The following is a 20638-nucleotide window of genomic DNA, read 5'->3' as shown; positions in this document are numbered from 1 at the left end:
CGGCTGTTTTCCGGGAACCGCACAGGGACGCGAGCACACATGTTACGTCTTGCAGCATGGATGTGTTGTAGGCAAGTCACTCGGCCTATTAGTACCGGTCGACTCCACACCTTGCAGTGCTTCCATCTCCGGCCTATCAACCCAATAGTCTGTTGGGGGCCTTACCCACCGTAAGGTGGAGGGAGTCCTCATCTAGAGGCAGGTTTCCCGCTTAGATGCTTTCAGCGGTTATCCCTTCCGAACGTAGCCAACCAGCCGTGCCCTTGGCAGAACAACTGGCACACCAGAGGTCCGTCCGTCCCGGTCCTCTCGTACTAGGGACAGATCCTCGCAAGACTCCTACGCGCGCAGCGGATAGGGACCGAACTGTCTCGCGACGTTCTAAACCCAGCTCGCGTGCCGCTTTAATGGGCGAACAGCCCAACCCTTGGGACCTACTCCAGCCCCAGGATGCGACGAGCCGACATCGAGGTGCCAAACCATCCCGTCGATATGGACTCTTGGGGAAGATCAGCCTGTTATCCCCGGGGTACCTTTTAGCCGTTGAGCGACACCACTTCCACACGTAGGTGCCGGATCACTAGGCCCAGCTTTCGCTCCTGCTCGACCCGTCGGTCTCACAGTCAAGCTCCCTTGTGCCCTTGCACTCGCCACCTGATTACCAACCAGGCTGAGGGAACCTTTGGGCGCCTCCGTTACTCTTTGGGAGGCAACCGCCCCAGTTAAACTACCCACCAGGCACTGTCCCCCACCCCGATAAGGGGCGCGGGTTAGACATTCGAAACAACCAGAGTGGTATTTCACCAATGACTCCACCCGAACTAGCGTCCGGACTTCACAGTCTCCCACCTATCCTACACAAGCCATTCCAAACACCAATGCCAAGCTATAGTGAAGGTCCCGGGGTCTTTCCGTCCTGCTGCGCGTAACGAGCATCTTTACTCGTAGTGCAATTTCGCCGGGCCTGTGGTTGAGACAGCGGGGAAGTCGTTACGCCATTCGTGCAGGTCGGAACTTACCCGACAAGGAATTTCGCTACCTTAGGATGGTTATAGTTACCACCGCCGTTTACCGGCGCTTAGATTCTCAGCTTCGACCCTCACGGGTCTAACCGGTCCTCTTAACGTTCCGGCACCGGGCAGGCGTCAGTCCGTATACAGCGTCTTACGACTTCGCACGGACCTGTGTTTTTAGTAAACAGTCGCTTCCCCCTGGTATCTGCGACCCCGAACAGCTCAAGGAGCAAGTCCCATCACCATTCAAGGCCCCCCTTCTCCCAAAGTTACGGGGGCAATTTGCCGAGTTCCTTAACCACAGTTCACCCGATCGCCTTGGTATTCTCTACCTGACCACCTGAGTCGGTTTGGGGTACGGGCCGCCGGTACACTCACTAGAGGCTTTTCTCGGCAGCATGGGATCACTCACTTCGCCTAAAACGGCTCGGCATCAGATCTCAGGCACATGAGAGACGGATTTGCCTATCTCTCGCCCTACATCCTTACCCCGGGACAACCATCGCCCGGGCTGAGCTACCCTCCTGCGTCACCCCATCGCTCACCTACTACCCGATCAGGTCCCGGACTAGCCCACATCCCCTTCACCCGAAGGATCCAGAGAGGGATTCGCGCGGTTAGTATCACGAGGTTCAGCGTTGGCGCGTACCAGCGGGTACGGGAATATCAACCCGTTGTCCATCGATTACGCCTGTCGGCCTCACCTTAGGTCCCGACTTACCCTGGGCGGATTAGCCTGCCCCAGGAACCCTTGGTCATCCGGCGGAGCAGTTTCTCACTGCTCATTCGCTACTCATGCCTGCATTCTCACTCGTACAGCCTCCACCACTAGCTCACGCTGCGGCTTCACCGGCTGCACGACGCTCCCCTACCCAACCAGCCATAAGACTGATTGCCACGACTTCGGCGGTGTGCTTGAGCCCCGCTACATTGTCGGCGCGGAATCACTTGACCAGTGAGCTATTACGCACTCTTTCAAGGGTGGCTGCTTCTAAGCCAACCTCCTGGTTGTCATCGCAACTCCACATCCTTTCCCACTTAGCACACGCTTAGGGGCCTTAGTCGATGATCTGGGCTGTTTCCCTCTCGACTACGAACCTTATCGCCCGCAGTCTCACTGCCGTACTCTCACTCACCGGCATTCGGAGTTTGGCTGACGTCAGTAACCTTGTAGGGCCCATCGGCCATCCAGTAGCTCTACCTCCGGCGAGAAACATACGACGCTGCACCTAAATGCATTTCGGGGAGAACCAGCTATCACGGAGTTTGATTGGCCTTTCACCCCTAACCACAGGTCATCCCCCAGGTTTTCAACCCTGGTGGGTTCGGTCCTCCACACCGTCTTACCGGCGCTTCAACCTGCCCATGGCTAGATCACTCCGCTTCGGGTCTACAGCATGCGACTAAAGTTCGCCCTATTCAGACTCGCTTTCGCTACGGCTCCCCCACACGGGTTAACCTCGCCACACACCATAACTCGCAGGCTCATTCTTCAAAAGGCACGCCATCACGGACAGCAGCAAAAGCCACTGGAGACGCTCTGACGGCTTGTAGGCACACGGTTTCAGGTACTATTTCACGACCCCTCACCGGGGCACTTTTCATCTTTCCCTCACGGTACTTGTCCGCTATCGGTCATCAGGGAGTATTCAGCCTTACCACGTGGTCGTGGCAGATTCACACGGAATTTCACGGGCTCCGTGCTACTCGGGAACACACCCAAGAGACCTCGCAATTTCGTCTACCGGACTCTCACCGTCTACGGTCGGCCTTCCCATGCCGTTCGACTACCACGAGATTTTGTAACTCTTCGCCAGAGCAGCGGCTCTAACAGGGTGGTCCCACAACCCCGACCGTGCAACGCCCGCCGGCTATCACACACGATCGGTTTAGGCTCTTCCGCTTTCGCTCACCACTACTCACGGAATCACTATTGTTTTCTCTTCCTGCGGGTACTGAGATGTTTCACTTCCCCGCGTTCCCACCAACCTGCCTATACATTCAGCAGGCGGCGACACCCCATGAAAGGTGCCAGGTTTCCCCATTCGGAAATCCCCGGATCAAAGTCTGGTTGCCGACTCCCCGAGGCATATCGCAGGCTCCCACGTCCTTCATCGGCTCCTGATGCCAAGACATCCACCGTATGCCCTTAAAAACTTGACCAAACACAATTGGCCCATACCAAGACATAGATGTGAACTGAAAAACTCTGCAAACAAGACCCAAAAGGCCTCGCATCAGATATTTCAGGCTCTTAAATTGCTTTAAGATGCTCGCGTCCACTGTGCAGTTCTCAAAAAACAGACGGCGCCAAAATTCCGGGGAAGAAACAAGTTCTCCCCCAGGCCCCTGGCCCGCGGTATCCGAAGACACGGTCGCCCGTTTCTTCAGGACCCAACAGCGTGCTCAACAGGTCCAGACCCTCGATCGACCCCGTTCCACTCCGGGAGGCGAACCCCTCGGTTGTACTTGCGGAAGGACGATCAGTCCCTGCTGAATAGTCAGTGCTCCACGAACTAACGAGCAGCTCTATCTGCCGGACCTTGTGGCCCGGTCTGTTTGAGCTCGTGCTCCTTAGAAAGGAGGTGATCCAGCCGCACCTTCCGGTACGGCTACCTTGTTACGACTTCGTCCCAATCGCCGGCCCCACCTTCGACCGCTCCCTCCCTTGCGGGTTGGGCCACGGGCTTCGGGTGTTGCTGACTTTCGTGACGTGACGGGCGGTGTGTACAAGGCCCGGGAACGTATTCACCGCAGCGTTGCTGATCTGCGATTACTAGCGACTCCGACTTCATGGGGTCGAGTTGCAGACCCCAATCCGAACTGAGACCGGCTTTAAGGGATTCGCTCCACCTTGCGGTATCGCAGCCCTCTGTACCGGCCATTGTAGCATGTTTGCAGCCCAAGACATAAGGGGCATGATGACTTGACGTCATCCCCACCTTCCTCCGAGTTGACCCCGGCAGTCTCCCATGAGTCCCCACCATTACGTGCTGGCAACATGGAACGAGGGTTGCGCTCGTTGCGGGACTTAACCCAACATCTCACGACACGAGCTGACGACAGCCATGCACCACCTGTCACCGGCCCAAAAGGACCCCGCATCTCTGCGAGTTTTCCGGCGATGTCAAGCCTTGGTAAGGTTCTTCGCGTTGCGTCGAATTAAGCAACATGCTCCGCCGCTTGTGCGGGCCCCCGTCAATTCCTTTGAGTTTTAGCCTTGCGGCCGTACTCCCCAGGCGGGGCGCTTAATGCGTTAGCTGCGGCGCGGAAACCGTGGAAGGTCCCCACACCTAGCGCCCAACGTTTACGGCGTGGACTACCAGGGTATCTAATCCTGTTCGCTCCCCACGCTTTCGCTCCTCAGCGTCAGTACAGGCCCAGAGAACCGCCTTCGCCACCGGTGTTCCTCCCGATATCTGCGCATTTCACCGCTACACCGGGAATTCCGTTCTCCCCTACCTGCCTCTAGCCTGCCCGTATCGGATGCAGACCCACGGTTAAGCCGTGGGCTTTCACACCCGACGCGACAAGCCGCCTACGAGCTCTTTACGCCCAATAATTCCGGACAACGCTTGCGCCCTACGTATTACCGCGGCTGCTGGCACGTAGTTAGCCGGCGCTTCTTCTGCAGGTACCGTCTTGATTCGTCCCTGCTGAAAGCGGTTTACAACCCGAAGGCCGTCATCCCGCACGCGGCGTCGCTGCATCAGGGTTTCCCCCATTGTGCAATATTCCCCACTGCTGCCTCCCGTAGGAGTCTGGGCCGTGTCTCAGTCCCAGTGTGGCCGGTCGCCCTCTCAGGCCGGCTACCCGTCGTCGCCTTGGTGGGCCACTACCCCACCAACAAGCTGATAGGCCGCGAGCCCATCCCCAACCGAAAAACTTTCCACACCAACCGATGCCGATCGGTGTCGTATCCGGTATTAGACCCAGTTTCCCGGGCTTATCCCAGAGTCGGGGGCAGGTTGCTCACGTGTTACTCACCCGTTCGCCGCTCGAGTACCCCGAAGGGCCTTTCCGCTCGACTTGCATGTGTTAAGCACGCCGCCAGCGTTCGTCCTGAGCCAGGATCAAACTCTCCATTAAGGTCTACCGACCCGAAGCAAGCTCCGAGCCAAACCTAAAGGTGTTGAAACTGGCAAGAACAAGGTCTTGGCTGACCTTGTCGATTGCCTCAAAGAAATCCTCAGACGAGGATGACCAGAACCGAAGTCCTGGCCTAATTTGGCACTGACTTTTAGCACGCTGTTGAGTTCTCAAGAAACGGACTCGCAGTTCGTTCCGCGCCTTTCGGCGTTTCCCTTGCGGCGATGTCTCTAATTTAGCAGGTCCTTTCGGAGTGTCAAACCGGCGCGTTTTCCGCCGTTTTCACACTTCAGCCCATTTCCCCCGCACAGCAGTAACCCCGAACTACGAAGAGTTGGCGATTTCGTACTGGAGCGGAGTCCCACCGGGGCCGGCCGCCTCTCGACGTCCTGCATCCCCTCAACGGGCCGACCGGACCAGGGTAACCCGTGAACGGCGAGGTTCGCAGAGGTTTCCCGGATCGGCCTGCCGAGCTTACGTACAACGGCCGGATCGGTCAAACCGAAGGCCCCGTCCCAGGGGGGACGGGGCCTTCGGCACAGTCAGAGCACGATGACGGTCTTGCCCTTGGCCTTGCCGGAGCGGAGCGCCGCGATGGTCTCGGGGGCCTCCTCCAGCCGGACCTCGTGTTCGATCCGGATCTTGAGGCGGCCGCCGTCCGCGAGTTCGGCGAGCAGGCCGAGCAGCTCGGCCGTGGTGCGGTTGAAGAGGTTCGCGCCCTGGATGTCGATCGCGGCGAGGGCGTCCGGGTCGGCGGCGCCTAGCGTGCTGATGAAGATGCCGCCCCGGCGCAGCACCGCGGCGAGCGGGGTGTCCCCGCGGGTCGTGGTGACGAGGTCGATGACGACGTCGATCCCGCCCGGATGGGCCGCCATGACGTCCTCGACGACCTGGCCCCGGGTGAAGTCCACGGTCTCCATCGCGCCGAGTTCCATCAGGTAGTCGGCCATCTCCGGCTCCGTCGTCCCGATGACGTGGGCGCCCTTGTTCGCGGCGAGCTGGACCGCCGACTGGCCCACCCCGCCCGTCGCCCCGTTGACGAGCACGACGGTGCCCGGTTCGATCTTGGTCGTCTCGACGAGGTTGTAGGCGGTGCTGCTCGCCGTCGGCAGGGCCGCCGCCCACGTGTAGGGCAGCCCCTCCGGGAACGTCGAGACGGGCCCGTGCTCCTCGGCCACCGCGTAGTCCGCGTACGACCCCAGACCCTTCTGGACGCGCATGAACTGCCCGTAGACGGCGTCGCCGACCTTGAACCTGCTGACGCCCGGCCCCACCTTCTCGACGACCCCGGCGCCGTCCGAGCCCATGATCATCGGAAAGTGGTGGTCGACGTTGCCGCGCATCGCCCCGTCGGCGGCCTTCCAGTCGAACGGGTTGACGCCCGCGACCCGTAGCCGCACCAGGATCTCCCCCGGGCCCGCCTCCGGTGCCGGAAGCTCCATCATCTCGGGCGTAGCCCCGAAGTCCGCCACCGCCACAGCACGCATGTCTTCTCCCCCCGAACGGTCCCCGTACCGGGAGAGACCTACCCCGAAGCGGACCGCCCGCACACCCCAGGGGTGTACGGGCGGTCGGCGGGCCGAAGCCGACGTCAGTCGTTCAGCCAGGAGAACATCGGGCGCAGCTTGGCGCCGGTGACCTCGATCGGGTGCGAGCCGAGCTCTTCCCGGTACTTCAGGTGGTTCGGCTGGCCGGCCGCGAACTCCGCGACCAGTTCCTTGGTGAACTCACCCGACTGGATCTCGGCGAGGATCTTCTTCATCTCGGCCTTGGTGTCCGAGGTGATGATGCGCGGGCCGCGAGTGTAGCCGCCGAACTCGGCGGTGTCCGACACCGACCAGTACATCTTCTGGATGCCGCCCTCGTAGATGAGGTCGACGATCAGCTTGAGCTCGTGGAGGCACTCGAAGTACGCGACCTCGGGCTGGTAGCCGGCCTCGACCAGGACCTCGAAGCCGGTCTTGATCAGCTCGGCGGTGCCGCCGCACAGCACGGCCTGCTCACCGAACAGGTCGGTCTCGGTCTCCTCCTTGAAGGTGGTCTTGATGCCACCCGCACGGAGGCCGCCGATGCCCTTGGCGTAGGACAGGGCGAGGGCCCAGGCGCTGCCGGACTCGTCCTTCTCGACGGCGACGATCACGGGGACGCCGCGGCCGGCCTCGAACTGGCGGCGGACCAGGTGGCCCGGGCCCTTCGGGGCGACCATGGCGACGTCGACGCCCGCCGGCGGCTCGATGAGGCCGAAGCGGATGTTCAGGCCGTGGCCGAAGAAGAGCGCGTCGCCCTCCGACAGCTCCGGCTTGATGTCGTTCTCGTAGATGCCGGCCTGGAGGTGGTCCGGGGCCAGGATCATGATCAGGTTCGCTTCGGCGGCGGCCTCGCGCGGGGTGACGACGCGCAGGCCGTCGGCCTCGGCCTTGGCCCGGGACTTGGATCCCTCGGGCAGGCCGACCCGCACGTCGACACCGGAGTCACGCAGGGAGAGCGCGTGCGCGTGACCCTGGGAGCCGTAGCCGATCACCGCGACGCTCTTGCCCTGGATGATGCTCAGGTCAGCGTCGTTGTCGTAGAACATCTCAGCCATGGTGGGGCTGTTGCCTTTCTCGTGGGTTACGCGCTGCGCGATTCGAGCGCACGCAGCGAACGATCGGAGATGGAGCGGGCGCCGCGGCCGACCGCGATGATGCCCGACTGCACCAATTCCTTGATACCGAACGGCTCGAGGCACTTGAGCAGCGCCTCTAGCTTGTCACGGTTGCCGGTCGCCTCGATCGTCACCGCGTCGGGGGCGACATCGACGACCTTGGCCCGGAACATCTGGACGATCTCCAGGACCTGGGAGCGGATCTCGGCCGAGGTGGCGACCTTGACGAGGATCAGCTCGCGCTGGACCGAGGAGGACGGTTCGAGCTCGACGATCTTGAGCACGTTGATGAGCTTGTTCAGCTGCTTGGTGACCTGCTCCAGCGGAAGGTCCGAGACGCTCACGACGATCGTGATGCGCGAGATCTCCGGGTGCTCGGTCTCACCGACCGCGAGGGAGTCGATGTTGAAGCCGCGGCGGGAGAACAGGCCCGCGATGCGGGCCAGGACCCCCGGCTTGTTCTCGACGAGAACGGAGAGTGTGTGCCGGCTCATCAGTCTTCGTGCTCCCACTTCGGCGCGAGGTCGCGCGCGTAGTTGATGTCGTCGTTGCTGGACCCTGCGGCGACCATCGGCCAGACCATCGCGTCGTCGTGGACGACGAAGTCGATGACGACGGGCCGGTCGTTGATCGCCATTGCCTTCTCGATGGCCGCGTCGACCTCTTCTGCGCGCTCGACCCGCAGGCCCTCGCAGCCGTAGGCGTCGGCGAGCTTGACGAAGTCGGGGATGCGCTTGGAGTGCAGCTTGGTGTTGGAGTAGCGGCCGTCGTAGAAGAGGGTCTGCCACTGCCGGACCATGCCGAGGTTACCGTTGTTGATGAGGGCGATCTTGATCGGGATGCCCTCGATGGCGCAGGTGACGAGCTCCTGGTTCGTCATCTGGAAGCAGCCGTCGCCGTCGATCGCCCAGACGGTCTTGTCGGGCGCGCCGACCTTGGCGCCCATCGCGGCCGGGACGGCGTAGCCCATGGTGCCCGCGCCGCCGGAGTTGATGAACGATCCGGGCTGCTCGTAGTTGATGAACTGCGAGGCCCACATCTGGTGCTGGCCGACGCCCGCGCAGTACAGCGCGTCGGGTCCGGCGATCTTGCCGAGCCGCTCGATGACGTACTGCGGGGCGAGTTCGCCGTTCGGCGGGGTGTCGTAGCCGAGCGCGTAGGTCTCCTTCCACGCGTTCAGCTGCTGCCACCAGGCGGCGTAGTCCGCGGTGCGGCCCGCGGCCTGCTCGGCCTGGATCGCCGCGACCAGGTCGGTGATGACCTCGCGGGCGTCGCCGACGATCGGGACGTCGGCGTGCCGGTTCTTGGAGATCTCGGCCGGGTCGATGTCGGCGTGCACGATCGCGGCGTGCGGCGCGAACGAGTCGAGGTTGCCGGTGACCCGGTCGTCGAAGCGGGCTCCGAGCGCGACGATCAGGTCGGCCTTCTGGAGCGCGCCCACGGCGCCGACGGTGCCGTGCATGCCGGGCATGCCCATGTGCTGGGGGTGCCCGTCGGGGAAGGAGCCCAGCGCCATCAGGGTGGTGACGACGGGGGCGCCGGTCAGCTCGGCGAGCGCGCGCAGCTCATTGGACGCGCGGGCCTTGATGACACCGCCGCCGACGTACAGGACGGGGCGCTTGGCGTCCATGATCAGCCTGGCGGCCTCGCGGACCTGCTTGGAGTGCGGCCGGGTGACGGGCCGGTAGCCCGGCAGCCGCATCTCCTCGCCCCAGACGAAGTCGAACTTGGCCTGGAGCGCGTCCTTGGCGATGTCGACGAGGACGGGGCCGGGGCGTCCGGTGCCCGCGATGTGGAACGCCTCGACGATCGTCCTGGCGATCTCGCGGGGGTCGGTGACGAGGAAGTTGTGCTTGGTGATCGGCAGGGTGATGCCGGAGATATCGGCTTCCTGGAAGGCGTCGGTGCCGATCGCCTTGGAGGCGACCTGGCCGGTGATCGCGACCATCGGGACGGAGTCCATGTAGGCGTCGGCGATCGGCGTCACCAGGTTGGTGGCGCCCGGTCCCGACGTCGCCATGCAGACGCCGACCCGGCCCGTGGCCTGGGCGTAGCCCTGTGCCGCGTGGCCCGCGCCCTGCTCGTGCCGGACCAGGATGTGCCGCAGCTTCTGCGAGTCGTAGATCGGGTCGTACGCCGGAAGGATCGCCCCGCCCGGAATCCCGAACATGGTGTCGACGCCGACGTTCTCCAAGGCACGGACCAGCGCCTGGGCCCCGGTCATCTGCTCGGTCATCTGTACTTCCTTCAGAAGGAGGGAGGGTGGTGAGACGGACTCGGTGCGGCCGGGGCGAGGAGTTCCCGGCCAACAAAAAACCCCTCGCGCCGCTAGGCGGTCGAGGGGAGCGCGCATGCCGGGAGCTTGGCTCAGGCCGCGCGCCTGCCAAGTACTACGAGGATGCGGAAGCTGTTCTGCACACCCCTACTTTTGCCGATGTGACACCTCCAGGTCAAATCCATGTTGCCGATATCTCATGAGGTGAGATAGAGGGGGGTCTCAACCGGCCTGGACACCGGGCAGCGGGACGACCCCGGGACGGATCTCCGCGTCGATGCGCGCGGCCGACATGGGCCGTGCCAGGTGGAATCCCTGGCCCCGGTGGCAGCCCATGCCGCGCAGGGCCTCCTGCTGGGCGGCGCTCTCGATCCCCTCGGCGACGACGGTCAGGCCCAGGTCGGAGCCGAGGCTGATGATCGTCCGGGTGAGGAGGGTGCGGGTCTCGTCACCGTCGAGGCCCGCGGTGAAGGACGGGTCGATCTTGATGACGTCGACGGGGAGCTGGCCGAGGAAGGCCAGGGAGGCGTAGCCGGTGCCGAAGTCGTCGATCGCCAGGCGCACGCCGAGCTCCCGGAGCACCGCGAGGCGCTCGTCGTTCTGCTCGCCGCCCTGGATCTGCTCGACCAGGACCTCCTCCTTCACCTCGAGGGTGAGGGCGTGCGGCGGCAGGCCGGTCTCGGTCAGCGCGGCGGCGACGGTCGCGGCGAACTTCGGGGCGGCGATCTGCCGGGCGGTGAAGTTCACCGACAGGCCGATCTCCCAGCCCTCGGCCCGCCAGCGCGCGGCCCGGCCGCACGCCTCGCGCAGGATCCAGGCGCCGAGCGGCACGATCAGGCCGGACTCCTCGGCGGCGTCCAGGAAGTCCTGAGGCGGCACGAGATCGCCGTCGCGGCGCCAGCGGGCGAGCGCCTCGACCCCGGTCACCCTGCCGTCGGCGAGGTCGAAGACCGGCTGGAACACGACCTCGAACTCCTCTTCGGCGAGGGCGCGCTGGAGGTCGCTGCTCAGTTCCATCCGGCGGACGACGGCGGCGTGCATCTGGGTTGCGAACACCTCTACGCGCCCGCCGCCCAGTTCCTTGGCCCTGGTCATCGCCAGGTCGCCGTTGCGGATCAGCGAGGCCGAGCCCGTCTCGTCGAGGCTGTGCGCCTCGGTGGTGGAGGCGAGGTCGTCGTCGGCGAAGGCCACGCCCACCCCGGCGGTCAGCGCGATGCCGCGCTCGCCCACCCGGTAGGGCTCGGCGGACAGCACCCGGAGCAGGCGCTCGGCGAGATCCACGACGGACTGGGCGTCGGAGGCCGTCTCGACCAGGACCGCGAACTCGTCGCCGCCCCAGCGCGCGACCGTGTCGTCGGCGGGGACCGCGGCGCGCAGCCGCCGTGCGGCCTGGGCCAGCACCTGGTCGCCGGCCGCGTGCCCGGCCGAGTCGTTGACGGCGGTGAACCCATCGAGATCCACGAAGATCACCGCGCTGACGGGGCTGCGGCGGGCCAGCACCTGACGGGTCCGCTCCTCGAGGTAGGCGCGGTTGGGCAGTCCGGTGAGGCCGTCGTGGAACGTCAGATGGTCGACCTGGCGCTTGAGCGCGGCCTCCTCCGACAGGTCCCGGACGGTGATCAGCACCCGGCCCGGGGCGTATCTGGAGAAGGTGGACTCCGTGGGCAGCCAGGTGCCGTCCTCGGTTCGGAGCCGGCAGGCCAGCCTGAGCGGCTCGCGCGCGCCCTCGTCGCACCGGTTCAGCGCCGCGACGACCTCCGCGACGTCCTCGGAGTGCAGCAGTTCGGTGAGCGGGCGGCCGAGGAGGTCGGGCAGGGCGTGCCCGGTGTTCCACTGCTGCCCCGCGTTGACGTACTGGACGGTGCCCGGCTCGTCGCAGATCAGCACGAGGTCCTCGACGCTCTCGGCGAGCGCCCGGAAGTGTTCCTCGCCCGCGCGGATCTCCGACTTGAGCCTGTCGTTCTCGCGCAGCAGGTCGGTGAGGCGGGCGATGAGGACGAGCAGGGCGGTGCCCGCGACGATCAGCACGACGGGCTCGACCGGGCGGCTGCCCGTCAGCGTGTGCCCGGCGACGAACATCGCGGCGGCCCCCGCGAGCAGCGCGGGCGCGATGCCGGGACCGACCATCCGGCCGCGCACCCCGCCCCGGCGTGATCCCGTGCCTATCCAGGGGGCCGCGCCCAGCAGCAGGAGGCCGCCGAAGCGGAACACGTCGCCGATGACCGAGGTGCCGCTCTCCAGCCGCACCGCGGTGTTGACCACGTCGCCCGCGGTGAGCGCGAGCAGGGCGAGATAGGCGATGACCGCCGTCGGCCGCTGCCTGCGGGCCGCGCCCAGGACGAACGGCAGCAGCGCGCACACCAGGACGATGTCCAGCAGCGGGAAGACGAGTTCCAGGAGGAACTGCACCGGGGCCTCGCCCGACAGCCGGAAGAGGTTCCCGAAGATCGCGTCCCAGCCCAGGACGAACAGCGCGACTCCACACACATAGGAGTCGGCGCCATATCTCAACCACTGCCTGGGCGAACGCGGCAGCCTGGTCGGCACGATGAAGCCCGCGGCGAACGCGACGATCGCGGCGACCCCGAACAGGTCGGCCAGCGACAGCGACATCACCTGCCCCGGCAGCACCAACCGGGAGACCGCCCGGACGACCCCGCTGACCCCCCACAGCCCCGCCGCCGCGCCGAACCAGCGCCAGGAGCCGGTGTCCCCCGGCTTGTGCCAGGCGGCGTACAGAAGGCTGCCGCACGCGGCGGCGCCCGCTCCCGCGGCGAACCAGTCGCTGGTCCACCCCAGCAGCGCCCCGATCGCGTACAGCGCGCCGAACGCGACGACGATGGTCAGCGGCAGCGCCTGCGCCGGTAGGCGGCGCGGCGATTCCTCGCCCGTCATCGTCGTTCGTGCTCCTGGTTCGCGCGGCCCGCCGGACGGCCACGGCATTCGAGGTGGGACGTAGGCGGCGCTGCCTGTACGGGCACCGACCCATGTCGGCACCGTGCCCATCAATCTACGTTCCGTAGGTCACGGACCGATTGAGGGTGAGTGCCCATCCGGCGACAGAATCTCACGGCGCGTAATCGCAGCAGGGCAGGCGGTGCCCCGGCTTGCCGTTTTGTGATCTGGAAGACAGCGGATTGCCGCCATCGGGACACAGCGTGATCACCGCGGGGTGACGGCCGGCCGCCGCAGAGGCGACCGGCCGTCACGGTGTGTCGCGGGTCACGGCCTCGGCCTAGGCCTGGCCGAGACGCTCCAGGATCAGCTCACGGGCCCGGCCCGCGTCGGCCTGGCCGCGGCTGGCCTTCATGATCGCGCCGACGAGCGCGCCGGCCGCGGCGACCTTGCCGTCGCGCACCTTCTGCGCGGCGTCGGCGTTGGCGGCGATCACCTGGTCGACGAGCGCGAGCAGCTCGCCCTCGTCACTGACGACCTTCAGGCCGCGGGCCGCCACGACCTCGTCCGGCGTGCCCTCGCCCGCCAGAACGCCCTCGAACACCTTGCGGGCGAGCTTGTCGTTCAGCTCCCCGGCGTCCACCAGCGCCTGGATGCGGGCGACCTGCCCGGAGGTGATCGGCAGCTCGGACAGCTCGACGCCCTGGGTCGTCGCGGTCCGGGACAGCTCGTTCATCCACCACTTGCGCGCGGCGGCGGGCGAGGCGCCCTCGGCGATCGTCTCCTCGATGAGGTCGAGCGCGCCCGCGTTGACCACGTCGCGGAACTCCTCGTCGCTCAGCGACCAGGCGGCCTTCACCCGGACCCGTCGGGCGGCGGGCAGCTCCGGCAGGGTCGCCCGGATCTCCTCGACCCAAGCCCGCGACGGCGCCACCGGCACCAGGTCGGGCTCGGGGAAGTACCGGTAGTCCTGCGCCTCCTCCTTGGACCGGCCGGGGCTCGTGCTCCCGTCGGTCTCGTGGAAGTGGCGGGTCTCCTGGGTGATCTTGCCCCCGGCGTCCAGGACGCCGGCCTGCCGCTCGATCTCGTACCTGACGGACCGCTCGACGCTGCGCAGCGAGTTCACGTTCTTGGTCTCGGTCCGGGTGCCCCACTCGGTGGCGTCCTTGAGCATGAGCGACACGTTCACGTCGCACCGCATGGAGCCCTCCTCCATGCGCACGTCCGACGCGCCCAGCGCCCGCACCAGCTCGCGCAGCTCCGTGGCGTAGGCCCGAGCGACGAGCGGGGCCTTCTCCCCGGTCGCCTCGATCGGCTTGGTGACGATCTCGATCAGCGGGATGCCCGACCGGTTGTAGTCGACCAGCGAGTGGTCCGCGCCGTGGATGCGCCCGGTCGCCCCGCCCACATGGGTGGACTTGCCGGTGTCCTCCTCCAGGTGCGCCCGCTCGATCCCGATCCGGTACGTCTCGCCCTCGACCTCGACGTCGAGGTACCCCTCGAAGCAGATCGGCTCGTCGTACTGCGAGATCTGAAAGTCCTTCGGCATGTCCGGATAGAAGTAGTTCTTCCGGGCGAACCGACACCACTCAGCGATGTCGCAGTTGAGCGCCAGCCCGATCCGGATCGCGAACTCGATCGCCTTCTCGTTGACGACCGGCAACGACCCGGGCAACCCCAGGCAGACCGGGCAAACCTGAGTGTTCGGCTCTGCCCCGAACCCCGTCGCACACCCGCAGAACATCTTCGACGCAGTCCCCAGCTCGATGTGCGTCTCAATGCCCAGCACCGGCGAATACTTCTCCAGCGCCTCGCTGAAGGGAACCAGCGTGCTCACAGATATCCCAATCCTTTCAGGGCTTCTTTGGTCTCGTCCGCCCACCGGGCGAAAGCAGGTATCCGTCCCAGCACCTGCAAGCTGATGTCCTCGCCGAGACGTCCAAAATAGTCGGTCGGCCGAGTGATCCCCGCCGGACGCAGCACCTTGGCCAGCATGGCCTTGGGCTCAGCGACCCTCTCGGCCGCCGCCGGATCCTTCGGCAACGACCCGAGGTCCGCCCCGCGCACCTTCGCGAACGCGTCGGGATCGGCGAGCATCCACGACTCGGTCTCCCGCTCGGGGACGAGAACGACGGTCCGGCAAGCGATGACGGTCTTCAGCGCCACGGCCTCATGCGCCTCGTTGTGGTCGGCGTGCACGAACACCAGATGGCAGCGCTTCCCGAGCTTCGTCGCCGCCTCGGTGAACCGCTCTTTCCCGTGCTTCTTCACACAGGTGGACGACAGCGTCTCCGACAGGTCGAAATCGGCGGCCGGATTCTCGATCAGCAGCTCTTTCAGGAATCTGAAGATCACCGGCCGCAGGAAGTCATGGTCCGACTCGCCTTCTGCGACGAGTCCGGGCACCAGAGGACGACTCAAAGATCGCCCTCCCGCACCGTCGCCAGGAACCGCTCCACATCCCAAGGAGTCGCTGCCGCACCCGGTTCGGCATCCTCACGGACCGGCAGCACCCGGGTGACCCGCGAAGTGCGATGGCCAGGGCCATCGATCCGGGTGACGACATCCACGAACCGCAAGCCCGCACTGTGCTCGGCCCATAGGGCGGCGACCAGGGCGGGTGAATGCGAGGTGAGGAGCACCTGCCGAAGGCCATGGGCCTCCTCACCTTCACCAAGGTCCGCAAGATCTCTGGTGAGACGACGAACGAGTTCGGCGACCCGGCCCGGGTGGAAGCCGTTCTCCACTTCCTCGACCGCGAGGACGCCCCGAAATCCCGGATCATGCGCCGCTGCCAGAAGCGCCAGCGCGCGCAACGTGCCGTCTGAGAGAACTCTGGGCAGGACGGAGCCGACCCCGGCGAAGACCGCGTCGAAATCGAACTCCTGCCGCCGTTCGTCCAGCAATGGCTTGATCTCGCGCAAACCTGGGATCAGCGCGGCAAGGTCCGCTTCGAGCCGCCAGAGGACCTTCTCGCGGTCGAGGCGGTGGAGCACCGCCGCCAGGTTCCGGCCATCCAGGCTCAGGGGCCCGCGGTCAGGCGCGCTGACCGGTAGCCGCATGACCCTTGGCTCAAGCGCATACGGCCGCCACGTGGCGCACTCCAGGCGGAACAGCTCCAGCAGGATCGAGTTGGACGAATGATCGGCCACCAACGAGAAGTCGGCCCACTCGGCCTCTGGCTCCGCGTCGTCGTCGGCATAGTCGATGTGACCACCGGCCACACCCGTCACCGCAAGCAGACTCCAATGCCCGTTCGCCACCGCCTCCCCCAGCGACCCGTACTCGATGCGGGGGATGACCCGCAGGCGGCCCTCGATCACCTGCGGATACTCGCCTGACTTGTCGAGTACGAGCGTGCACTCCATGGGCAGAGCGCCTGTCCGTCCGAAGCCGGGCTCAACGAGCGCGGTGACCGCGATCGTCAGCTGATCGAGCGAACTGCCGTCCTCGAAGCGGTGGAACATGTCCAGGGCGGAGCCGCGCGGCTGAAGCGTCAGGGCACGCTGCGGGCCGTGCTGCACCACGTCGGCGACGAGGGCGAGTGCGTCGAAGAGGTTGGATTTGCCGCTGGCGTTGGGGCCCACCAGGGCGAGGAAGGGGGGCACGTCGAGTTCGAAGTCCAGGAAGGACTTGAAGCCGTTGATCCTTATGTTGGTGATCATTTGACGTGCCGCCCCTTCTTCGGCGCCTAGAGGGCCGGGGCCTTCGACAGGAGGGGGGCGTTCCAGCGGGATTCCAGGGCCTTCTCGACGGCGGCGGCGACGCGGTAGCAGCGGTCGTCGGCGAGGGTGGGGGCCATGATCTGGAGGCCGACCGGGAGACCGTCCTCGTCGGCGAGGCCGCAGGGGACGGAGATGGCGGCGTTGCCGGCCATGTTGGACGGGATGGTGCAGAGGTCGGCCAGGTACATGGCCATGGGGTCGTCGGCGCGTTCTCCGATGGGGAAGGCCGTCGTGGGGGTGGTGGGCGAGATCAGGACGTCCACCTGGGCGAAGGCCGCGTCGAAGTCGCGCGCGATGAGGGTGCGGACCTGCTGGGCCTTGCCGTAGTAGGCGTCGTAGTAGCCCGAGGAGAGGGCATAGGTGCCGAGGATGATGCGGCGCTTCACCTCGGGGCCGAAGCCGGCCGCGCGGGTGAGGGCCATGACCTCTTCGGCCGAGTGGGTGCCGTCGTCGCCCACGCGCAGGCCGTAGCGCATCGCGTCGAAGCGGGCGAGGTTCGAGGACGCCTCGGACGGGGCGATGAGGTAGTAGGAGGACAGCGCGTAGTCGAAGGCCGGGCAGGAGACCTCGACGACCTTCGCGCCGAGCGACTCCAGCAGCTCGACGGTCTCGTTGAAGCGGTTGAGGACGCCGGGCTGGTAGCCCTCGCCGCCGAACTCCTTGACGACGCCGACGCGCAGGCCCGCCACGTCGCCCTGCTTCGCGGCGGCGACGACCGCCGGGACCGGCTCGTTGATGGAGGTCGAGTCGCGCGGGTCGTAGCCGGAGAAGGCCTCGTGCAGCAGCGCCGCGTCCAGGACGTTCCGGGCGAACGGCCCCGGCGTGTCGAGCGAGGAGGCGAAGGCGACAAGCCCGTACCGGGACGATCCGCCATAAGTCGGCTTCATCCCGACCAGGCCCGTGACGGCGGCCGGCTGGCGGATCGAACCGCCGGTGTCGGTGCCGGTGGCCAGCGGCGCCTGGTAGGCGGCGACGGCGGCCGAGGAGCCGCCGGAGGAACCGCCCGGGATGCGGGTGAGGTCCCAGGGGTTGCTGGTGGTCTTGTAGGCGCTGTTCTCCGTGGAGGAGCCCATCGCGAACTCGTCCATGTTGGTCTTGCCGAGGATCACCAGGCCCGCGGCGCGCAGCCGCTCGGTGACCGTCGCGTCGTACGGCGGCACCCAGCCTTCGAGGATCTTCGACGCGCAGGTGGTGGGCATGTCCTTGGTGGTGAACACGTCCTTGTGCGCGACGGGGACGCCGGCGAGCGGGCCCAGCTCCTCGCCCGCGGCGCGGCGGCGGTCGACCTCGGCGGCCTGCGCGAGCGCGGACTCGGCGGCGACGTGCAGGAAGGCGTTGACCTTGCCTTCGACCTGCTCGATGCGCTCGAGGTGCGCCTGCGTGACCTCGACGGAGGTCGTCTCACCGGACGCGATGAGGGCGCCCAGCTCTGCTGCGGTCTTGAAGATCATTAGTCCTCCTCCAGGATGCGCGGCACCCGGAACCGCTCGGCCTCGGCCGCGGGGGCGCCGGAGAGCGCCTCGGCGTTCCCGAGCGACGGGCGCACCTCGTCGGCGCGGAAGACATTGGTCAGCGGCAGCGCGTGGGTGGTCGGCGGGATGTCCTCGGCCGCCACCTCCTGCACCCGCGCGACCGCGGACACGATCGCGTCAAGCTGGACGGCGAAGTGGTCGAGTTCGTCGTCGCCGAGCGCCAGCCTGGAGAGCCGGGCGAGATGCGCGACCTCGTCACGGGTGATGGACATGAGTTGAGTGCCGTTCCGGAGTGATCGACTGGGATTCCCTCCCATCCTATGGCCACCCGGCCCGCGGCCCGGTGCGAACGGGCCTCAGCGCGGGGCGGCCGCCTCCGACAGCCGCAGGCGCCCCCGCATCCACTCGGTGGCCTCCGCGGGTTCCATCGGACGGCCCAGGTGCCAGCCCTGGCCGCTGTCGCAGCCCATCTCGGCGAGCCGTTCCGCGGTCTCGGCATCCTCGACGCCCTCGGCGACCGACCGGAGCCCGAGGGTGCGCACGAGGTCGATGATGGACCTGACGATGACCGCGTCCTCGGCCGAGTCGGTGAGCCGCCGGATGAAGGAGGCGTCGATCTTGACCTCCTTCACGGGCAGCCGCTTGAGCCGGACGAGCGAGGAGTAGCCCGTGCCGAAGTCGTCGAGGCTGAGGGGGATGCCGAGGTCGGCGAGGGACCGGACGGTCTCGGAGGCGTAGGCCGACTCGTTCATGAGGATCCGCTCGGTGATCTCCAGCCCGAACGCGGCGGCGGGCAGCCGCCGGGCCATGAGCTCGCCGGTGATGGTCTCGGCGAGCTGGCCGTCGAGGAGATCGCGGCCGGAGACGTTGACGCTGACCTGGACGGTGAGGCCGTCGGACCACCAGGCGTGCGCCTGGGCGAGGGCGTCGCGCACGACGGAGTGGGTGATCGCCTTCATCAGGTAGGTCTGCTCGGCGAGCGGCAGGAACTCCTCGGGGCCGAGGAGCCCGCGCTCGGGGTGGCGCCACCGCAGCAGGCCCTCCATGCCGAGGAGTTCCCCGTCCGCGAGCTGGACCTTGGGCTGGTAGTGCAGTTCGAGTTCGTGCCGGTCGATGCCGCGGCGCAGGTCGCCGAGCAGGCCGAGGCGGGCGGGCGAGTTGCGGTCGCTGGCCGGGGAGTAGATCTCGACGCCGGAGCGGGACTCCTTGGCGACGTACATGGCGACGTCGGCGCGCTGGAGAAGGAGTTCGAAGTCGGGGGCGTGGTCGGGGCTGAGCGCGATGCCGACGCTGCCCTCCAGGTCGAAGCTCATCCCGTCGAGCCTGACGGGTTCGCTGAGCGCGGCGCGGAGCCTGACGGCCACCTCGCGGGCGGCGTGCACGTCGCGGACCGAGGGGAGGAGGACGGCGAACTCGTCGCCGCCGAGCCGGGAGACGAGGTCGCCGGGCCGGACGCTGTGCGTGAGGCGGTGCGCGATGATCTGGAGCAGCCGGTCGCCGGTGGGGTGGCCGAGGGTGTCGTTGACCTCTTTGAACCGGTCCAGGTCGATGAGGAACAGCCCGACCTTCTGGAGCCGGTCGCCGCGCGCCTCGCGCAGCTGCCGGGCGGTCAGCGCCTCTTCGGCGCGCAGGAACAGCAGCTTGCGGTTCGGCAGGCCGGTGAGCCCGTCGTGCAGGGCCTGGTGCTCGCGCCGGACGGACGCGGCCGCGGTGAGGTAGACGGCGGTGAACGGCAGGATGATCAGCGGGATGAACGCCGGGGACCGGTCCACGACGACCACGACGATCGGGGCGAGGCCGAGCAGCGCGAGGTGGGCGAGCACCTGGTAGGCGAGGTCGCAGCGGAGCACCCGTACCAGGTCGACCCGCTCGTGCAGCGCGACGGCCCCGGCGACGAGGACGTCGTTGAAGAGGAAGTAGGTCATCCCGGCGAGCATCACCGGGGCGAGGTCGGAGCCGTGCGGCACCCACACGTTGGACGGGTCGGCGCCCAGGCCGAACCCCCACAGCACCGTCGCCGCGGCGGCCTGGGCGAGCGAGTACTGGGCGACGTTGAAGGCGGTCCGGTGCGGGGAGTGCCGGCGGAACACCCCGCAGATCACCAGTGCGACGCCCTGGAGCAGCAGGGACATCGGCAGGCCCGCGTACAGCAGGGTGGCGAAGGTGAAGGTGGTGGAGGTGGACGCGCCGTTGTTCTCGTTGGACCCGGGCGTGATGATCGGTTTCAGCTCGCCGAAGACGACGAACCCGGCGAGCAGCCAGAAGCGCGGCTCGGTGAGCAGCGTCTCCAGGTCGTGGCCGCTGAGCTGGGGCAGGGTGAACAGCAGCAACAGGGTGCCGGCGGCGGTGACCGCGGTCAGGTAGCTCCACAACGGCGAGCCGAGGCGGGGCCGCGTGTCCCGCGTGTTGTTCGGGTCCTTCATTCAGCTTCCTCAGGGACACACCGGATTGAGGTTCAAACAGGTGCTCATGAGGAGAGTACGGCTTTGACTCAGCTTTACGAAACCGGATGCGTACGTTCTGTT

At 66.6% G+C, this 20638-nt stretch carries 11 protein-coding genes and 2 rRNA genes; all 13 read right to left on the bottom strand.

The features are described from left to right. Positions 1 to 67: 67 nt before the first annotated feature. The 13 genes from EDD29_RS03950 to EDD29_RS03890 all read right to left on the bottom strand — a co-directional run bounded on the left by EDD29_RS03950 (position 68) and on the right by EDD29_RS03890 (position 20536). Positions 68 to 3176: ribosomal RNA gene (locus EDD29_RS03950) — 23S ribosomal RNA — on the bottom strand. 415 nt (positions 3177 to 3591) lie between these two features. Then, a 16S ribosomal RNA gene (locus EDD29_RS03945) occupies positions 3592 to 5102 on the bottom strand. Together the 16S and 23S rRNA genes form the textbook arrangement of a ribosomal RNA operon. 542 nt (positions 5103 to 5644) lie before the next feature. Continuing rightward, positions 5645 to 6589 (bottom strand): NADP-dependent oxidoreductase, encoded by a 945-nt coding sequence (locus EDD29_RS03940; RefSeq protein WP_123662375.1) that lies wholly within the window; start codon positions 6587 to 6589, stop codon positions 5645 to 5647. A 104-nt stretch (positions 6590 to 6693) separates the two neighbouring features. Next, complete coding sequence (ilvC, locus tag EDD29_RS03935; RefSeq protein WP_211360203.1) at positions 6694 to 7677, bottom strand: ketol-acid reductoisomerase; 984 nt, start codon at positions 7675 to 7677, stop codon at positions 6694 to 6696. Between the two features lie 35 nt (positions 7678 to 7712). Next, positions 7713 to 8240, bottom strand: a complete 528-nt coding sequence (gene ilvN / locus EDD29_RS03930; protein WP_123662371.1) for an acetolactate synthase small subunit — start codon at positions 8238 to 8240, stop codon at positions 7713 to 7715. Next, positions 8240 to 9982: an acetolactate synthase large subunit gene (locus EDD29_RS03925; protein WP_123662369.1), complete on the bottom strand. Its 1743-nt coding sequence runs from the start codon at positions 9980 to 9982 to the stop codon at positions 8240 to 8242. Before EDD29_RS03925 ends, ilvN begins: the two co-directional genes overlap by 1 nt. A 261-nt stretch (positions 9983 to 10243) precedes the next feature. Beyond that, positions 10244 to 12916, bottom strand: coding sequence for a putative bifunctional diguanylate cyclase/phosphodiesterase (locus EDD29_RS03920; RefSeq protein ID WP_123662367.1), 2673 nt, complete (start codon positions 12914 to 12916; stop codon positions 10244 to 10246). 340 nt (positions 12917 to 13256) lie between these two features. Next, on the bottom strand, positions 13257 to 14759 hold the full coding sequence (gene gatB / locus EDD29_RS03915; RefSeq protein ID WP_123670257.1) for an Asp-tRNA(Asn)/Glu-tRNA(Gln) amidotransferase subunit GatB: 1503 nt from the start codon (positions 14757 to 14759) through the stop codon (positions 13257 to 13259). Further along, a complete protein-coding gene (locus EDD29_RS03910) occupies positions 14750 to 15322 on the bottom strand; it encodes a DUF4276 family protein (RefSeq protein WP_170201280.1) in 573 nt (190 codons plus the stop codon). Before EDD29_RS03910 ends, gatB begins: the two co-directional genes overlap by 10 nt. A gap of 11 nt (positions 15323 to 15333) precedes the next feature. Further along, entirely contained in the window at positions 15334 to 16581 is a 1248-nt protein-coding gene (locus tag EDD29_RS03905; RefSeq protein ID WP_123662365.1) for an AAA family ATPase, read from the bottom strand. A gap of 26 nt (positions 16582 to 16607) precedes the next feature. Continuing rightward, positions 16608 to 18092 carry an Asp-tRNA(Asn)/Glu-tRNA(Gln) amidotransferase subunit GatA gene (gene gatA, locus EDD29_RS03900; RefSeq protein WP_123662363.1) on the bottom strand — a complete coding sequence of 495 codons (1485 nt, stop codon included), beginning with the start codon at positions 18090 to 18092 and terminating at the stop codon, positions 16608 to 16610. Next, complete coding sequence (gene gatC / locus EDD29_RS03895; protein ID WP_211359549.1) at positions 18092 to 18430, bottom strand: Asp-tRNA(Asn)/Glu-tRNA(Gln) amidotransferase subunit GatC; 339 nt, start codon at positions 18428 to 18430, stop codon at positions 18092 to 18094. The genes gatA and gatC overlap by 1 nt, the downstream gene beginning before the upstream one ends. A 39-nt stretch (positions 18431 to 18469) precedes the next feature. After that, positions 18470 to 20536 carry a putative bifunctional diguanylate cyclase/phosphodiesterase gene (locus EDD29_RS03890; RefSeq protein WP_123662360.1) on the bottom strand — a complete coding sequence of 689 codons (2067 nt, stop codon included), beginning with the start codon at positions 20534 to 20536 and terminating at the stop codon, positions 18470 to 18472. Positions 20537 to 20638: the final 102 nt, after the last annotated feature.

The sequence above is a fragment of the Actinocorallia herbida genome (assembly GCF_003751225.1).
GTDB classification, from domain to species: Bacteria; Actinomycetota; Actinomycetes; order Streptosporangiales; family Streptosporangiaceae; genus Actinocorallia; species Actinocorallia herbida.
Note: the sequence above shows the minus strand (reverse complement) of the source record. Positions and strands in the feature narration are given on the sequence as shown.

What these genes read in the sequence shown, in the direction of transcription:
- gatA (WP_123662363.1), bottom strand. Translation starts at nt 18,092, where the DNA reads ATGATCTTCAAGACCGCAGCAGAGCTGGGCGCCCTCATCGCGTCCGGT.
- EDD29_RS03920 (WP_123662367.1), bottom strand. Translation starts at nt 12,916, where the DNA reads ATGACGGGCGAGGAATCGCCGCGCCGCCTACCGGCGCAGGCGCTGCCG.
- EDD29_RS03925 (WP_123662369.1), bottom strand. Translation starts at nt 9,982, where the DNA reads ATGACCGAGCAGATGACCGGGGCCCAGGCGCTGGTCCGTGCCTTGGAG.
- gatC (WP_211359549.1), bottom strand. Translation starts at nt 18,430, where the DNA reads ATGGGAGGGAATCCCAGTCGATCACTCCGGAACGGCACTCAACTCATG.
- EDD29_RS03940 (WP_123662375.1), bottom strand. Translation starts at nt 6,589, where the DNA reads ATGCGTGCTGTGGCGGTGGCGGACTTCGGGGCTACGCCCGAGATGATG.
- ilvC (WP_211360203.1), bottom strand. Translation starts at nt 7,677, where the DNA reads ATGTTCTACGACAACGACGCTGACCTGAGCATCATCCAGGGCAAGAGC.
- ilvN (WP_123662371.1), bottom strand. Translation starts at nt 8,240, where the DNA reads ATGAGCCGGCACACACTCTCCGTTCTCGTCGAGAACAAGCCGGGGGTC.
- EDD29_RS03905 (WP_123662365.1), bottom strand. Translation starts at nt 16,581, where the DNA reads ATGATCACCAACATAAGGATCAACGGCTTCAAGTCCTTCCTGGACTTC.
- EDD29_RS03890 (WP_123662360.1), bottom strand. Translation starts at nt 20,536, where the DNA reads ATGAAGGACCCGAACAACACGCGGGACACGCGGCCCCGCCTCGGCTCG.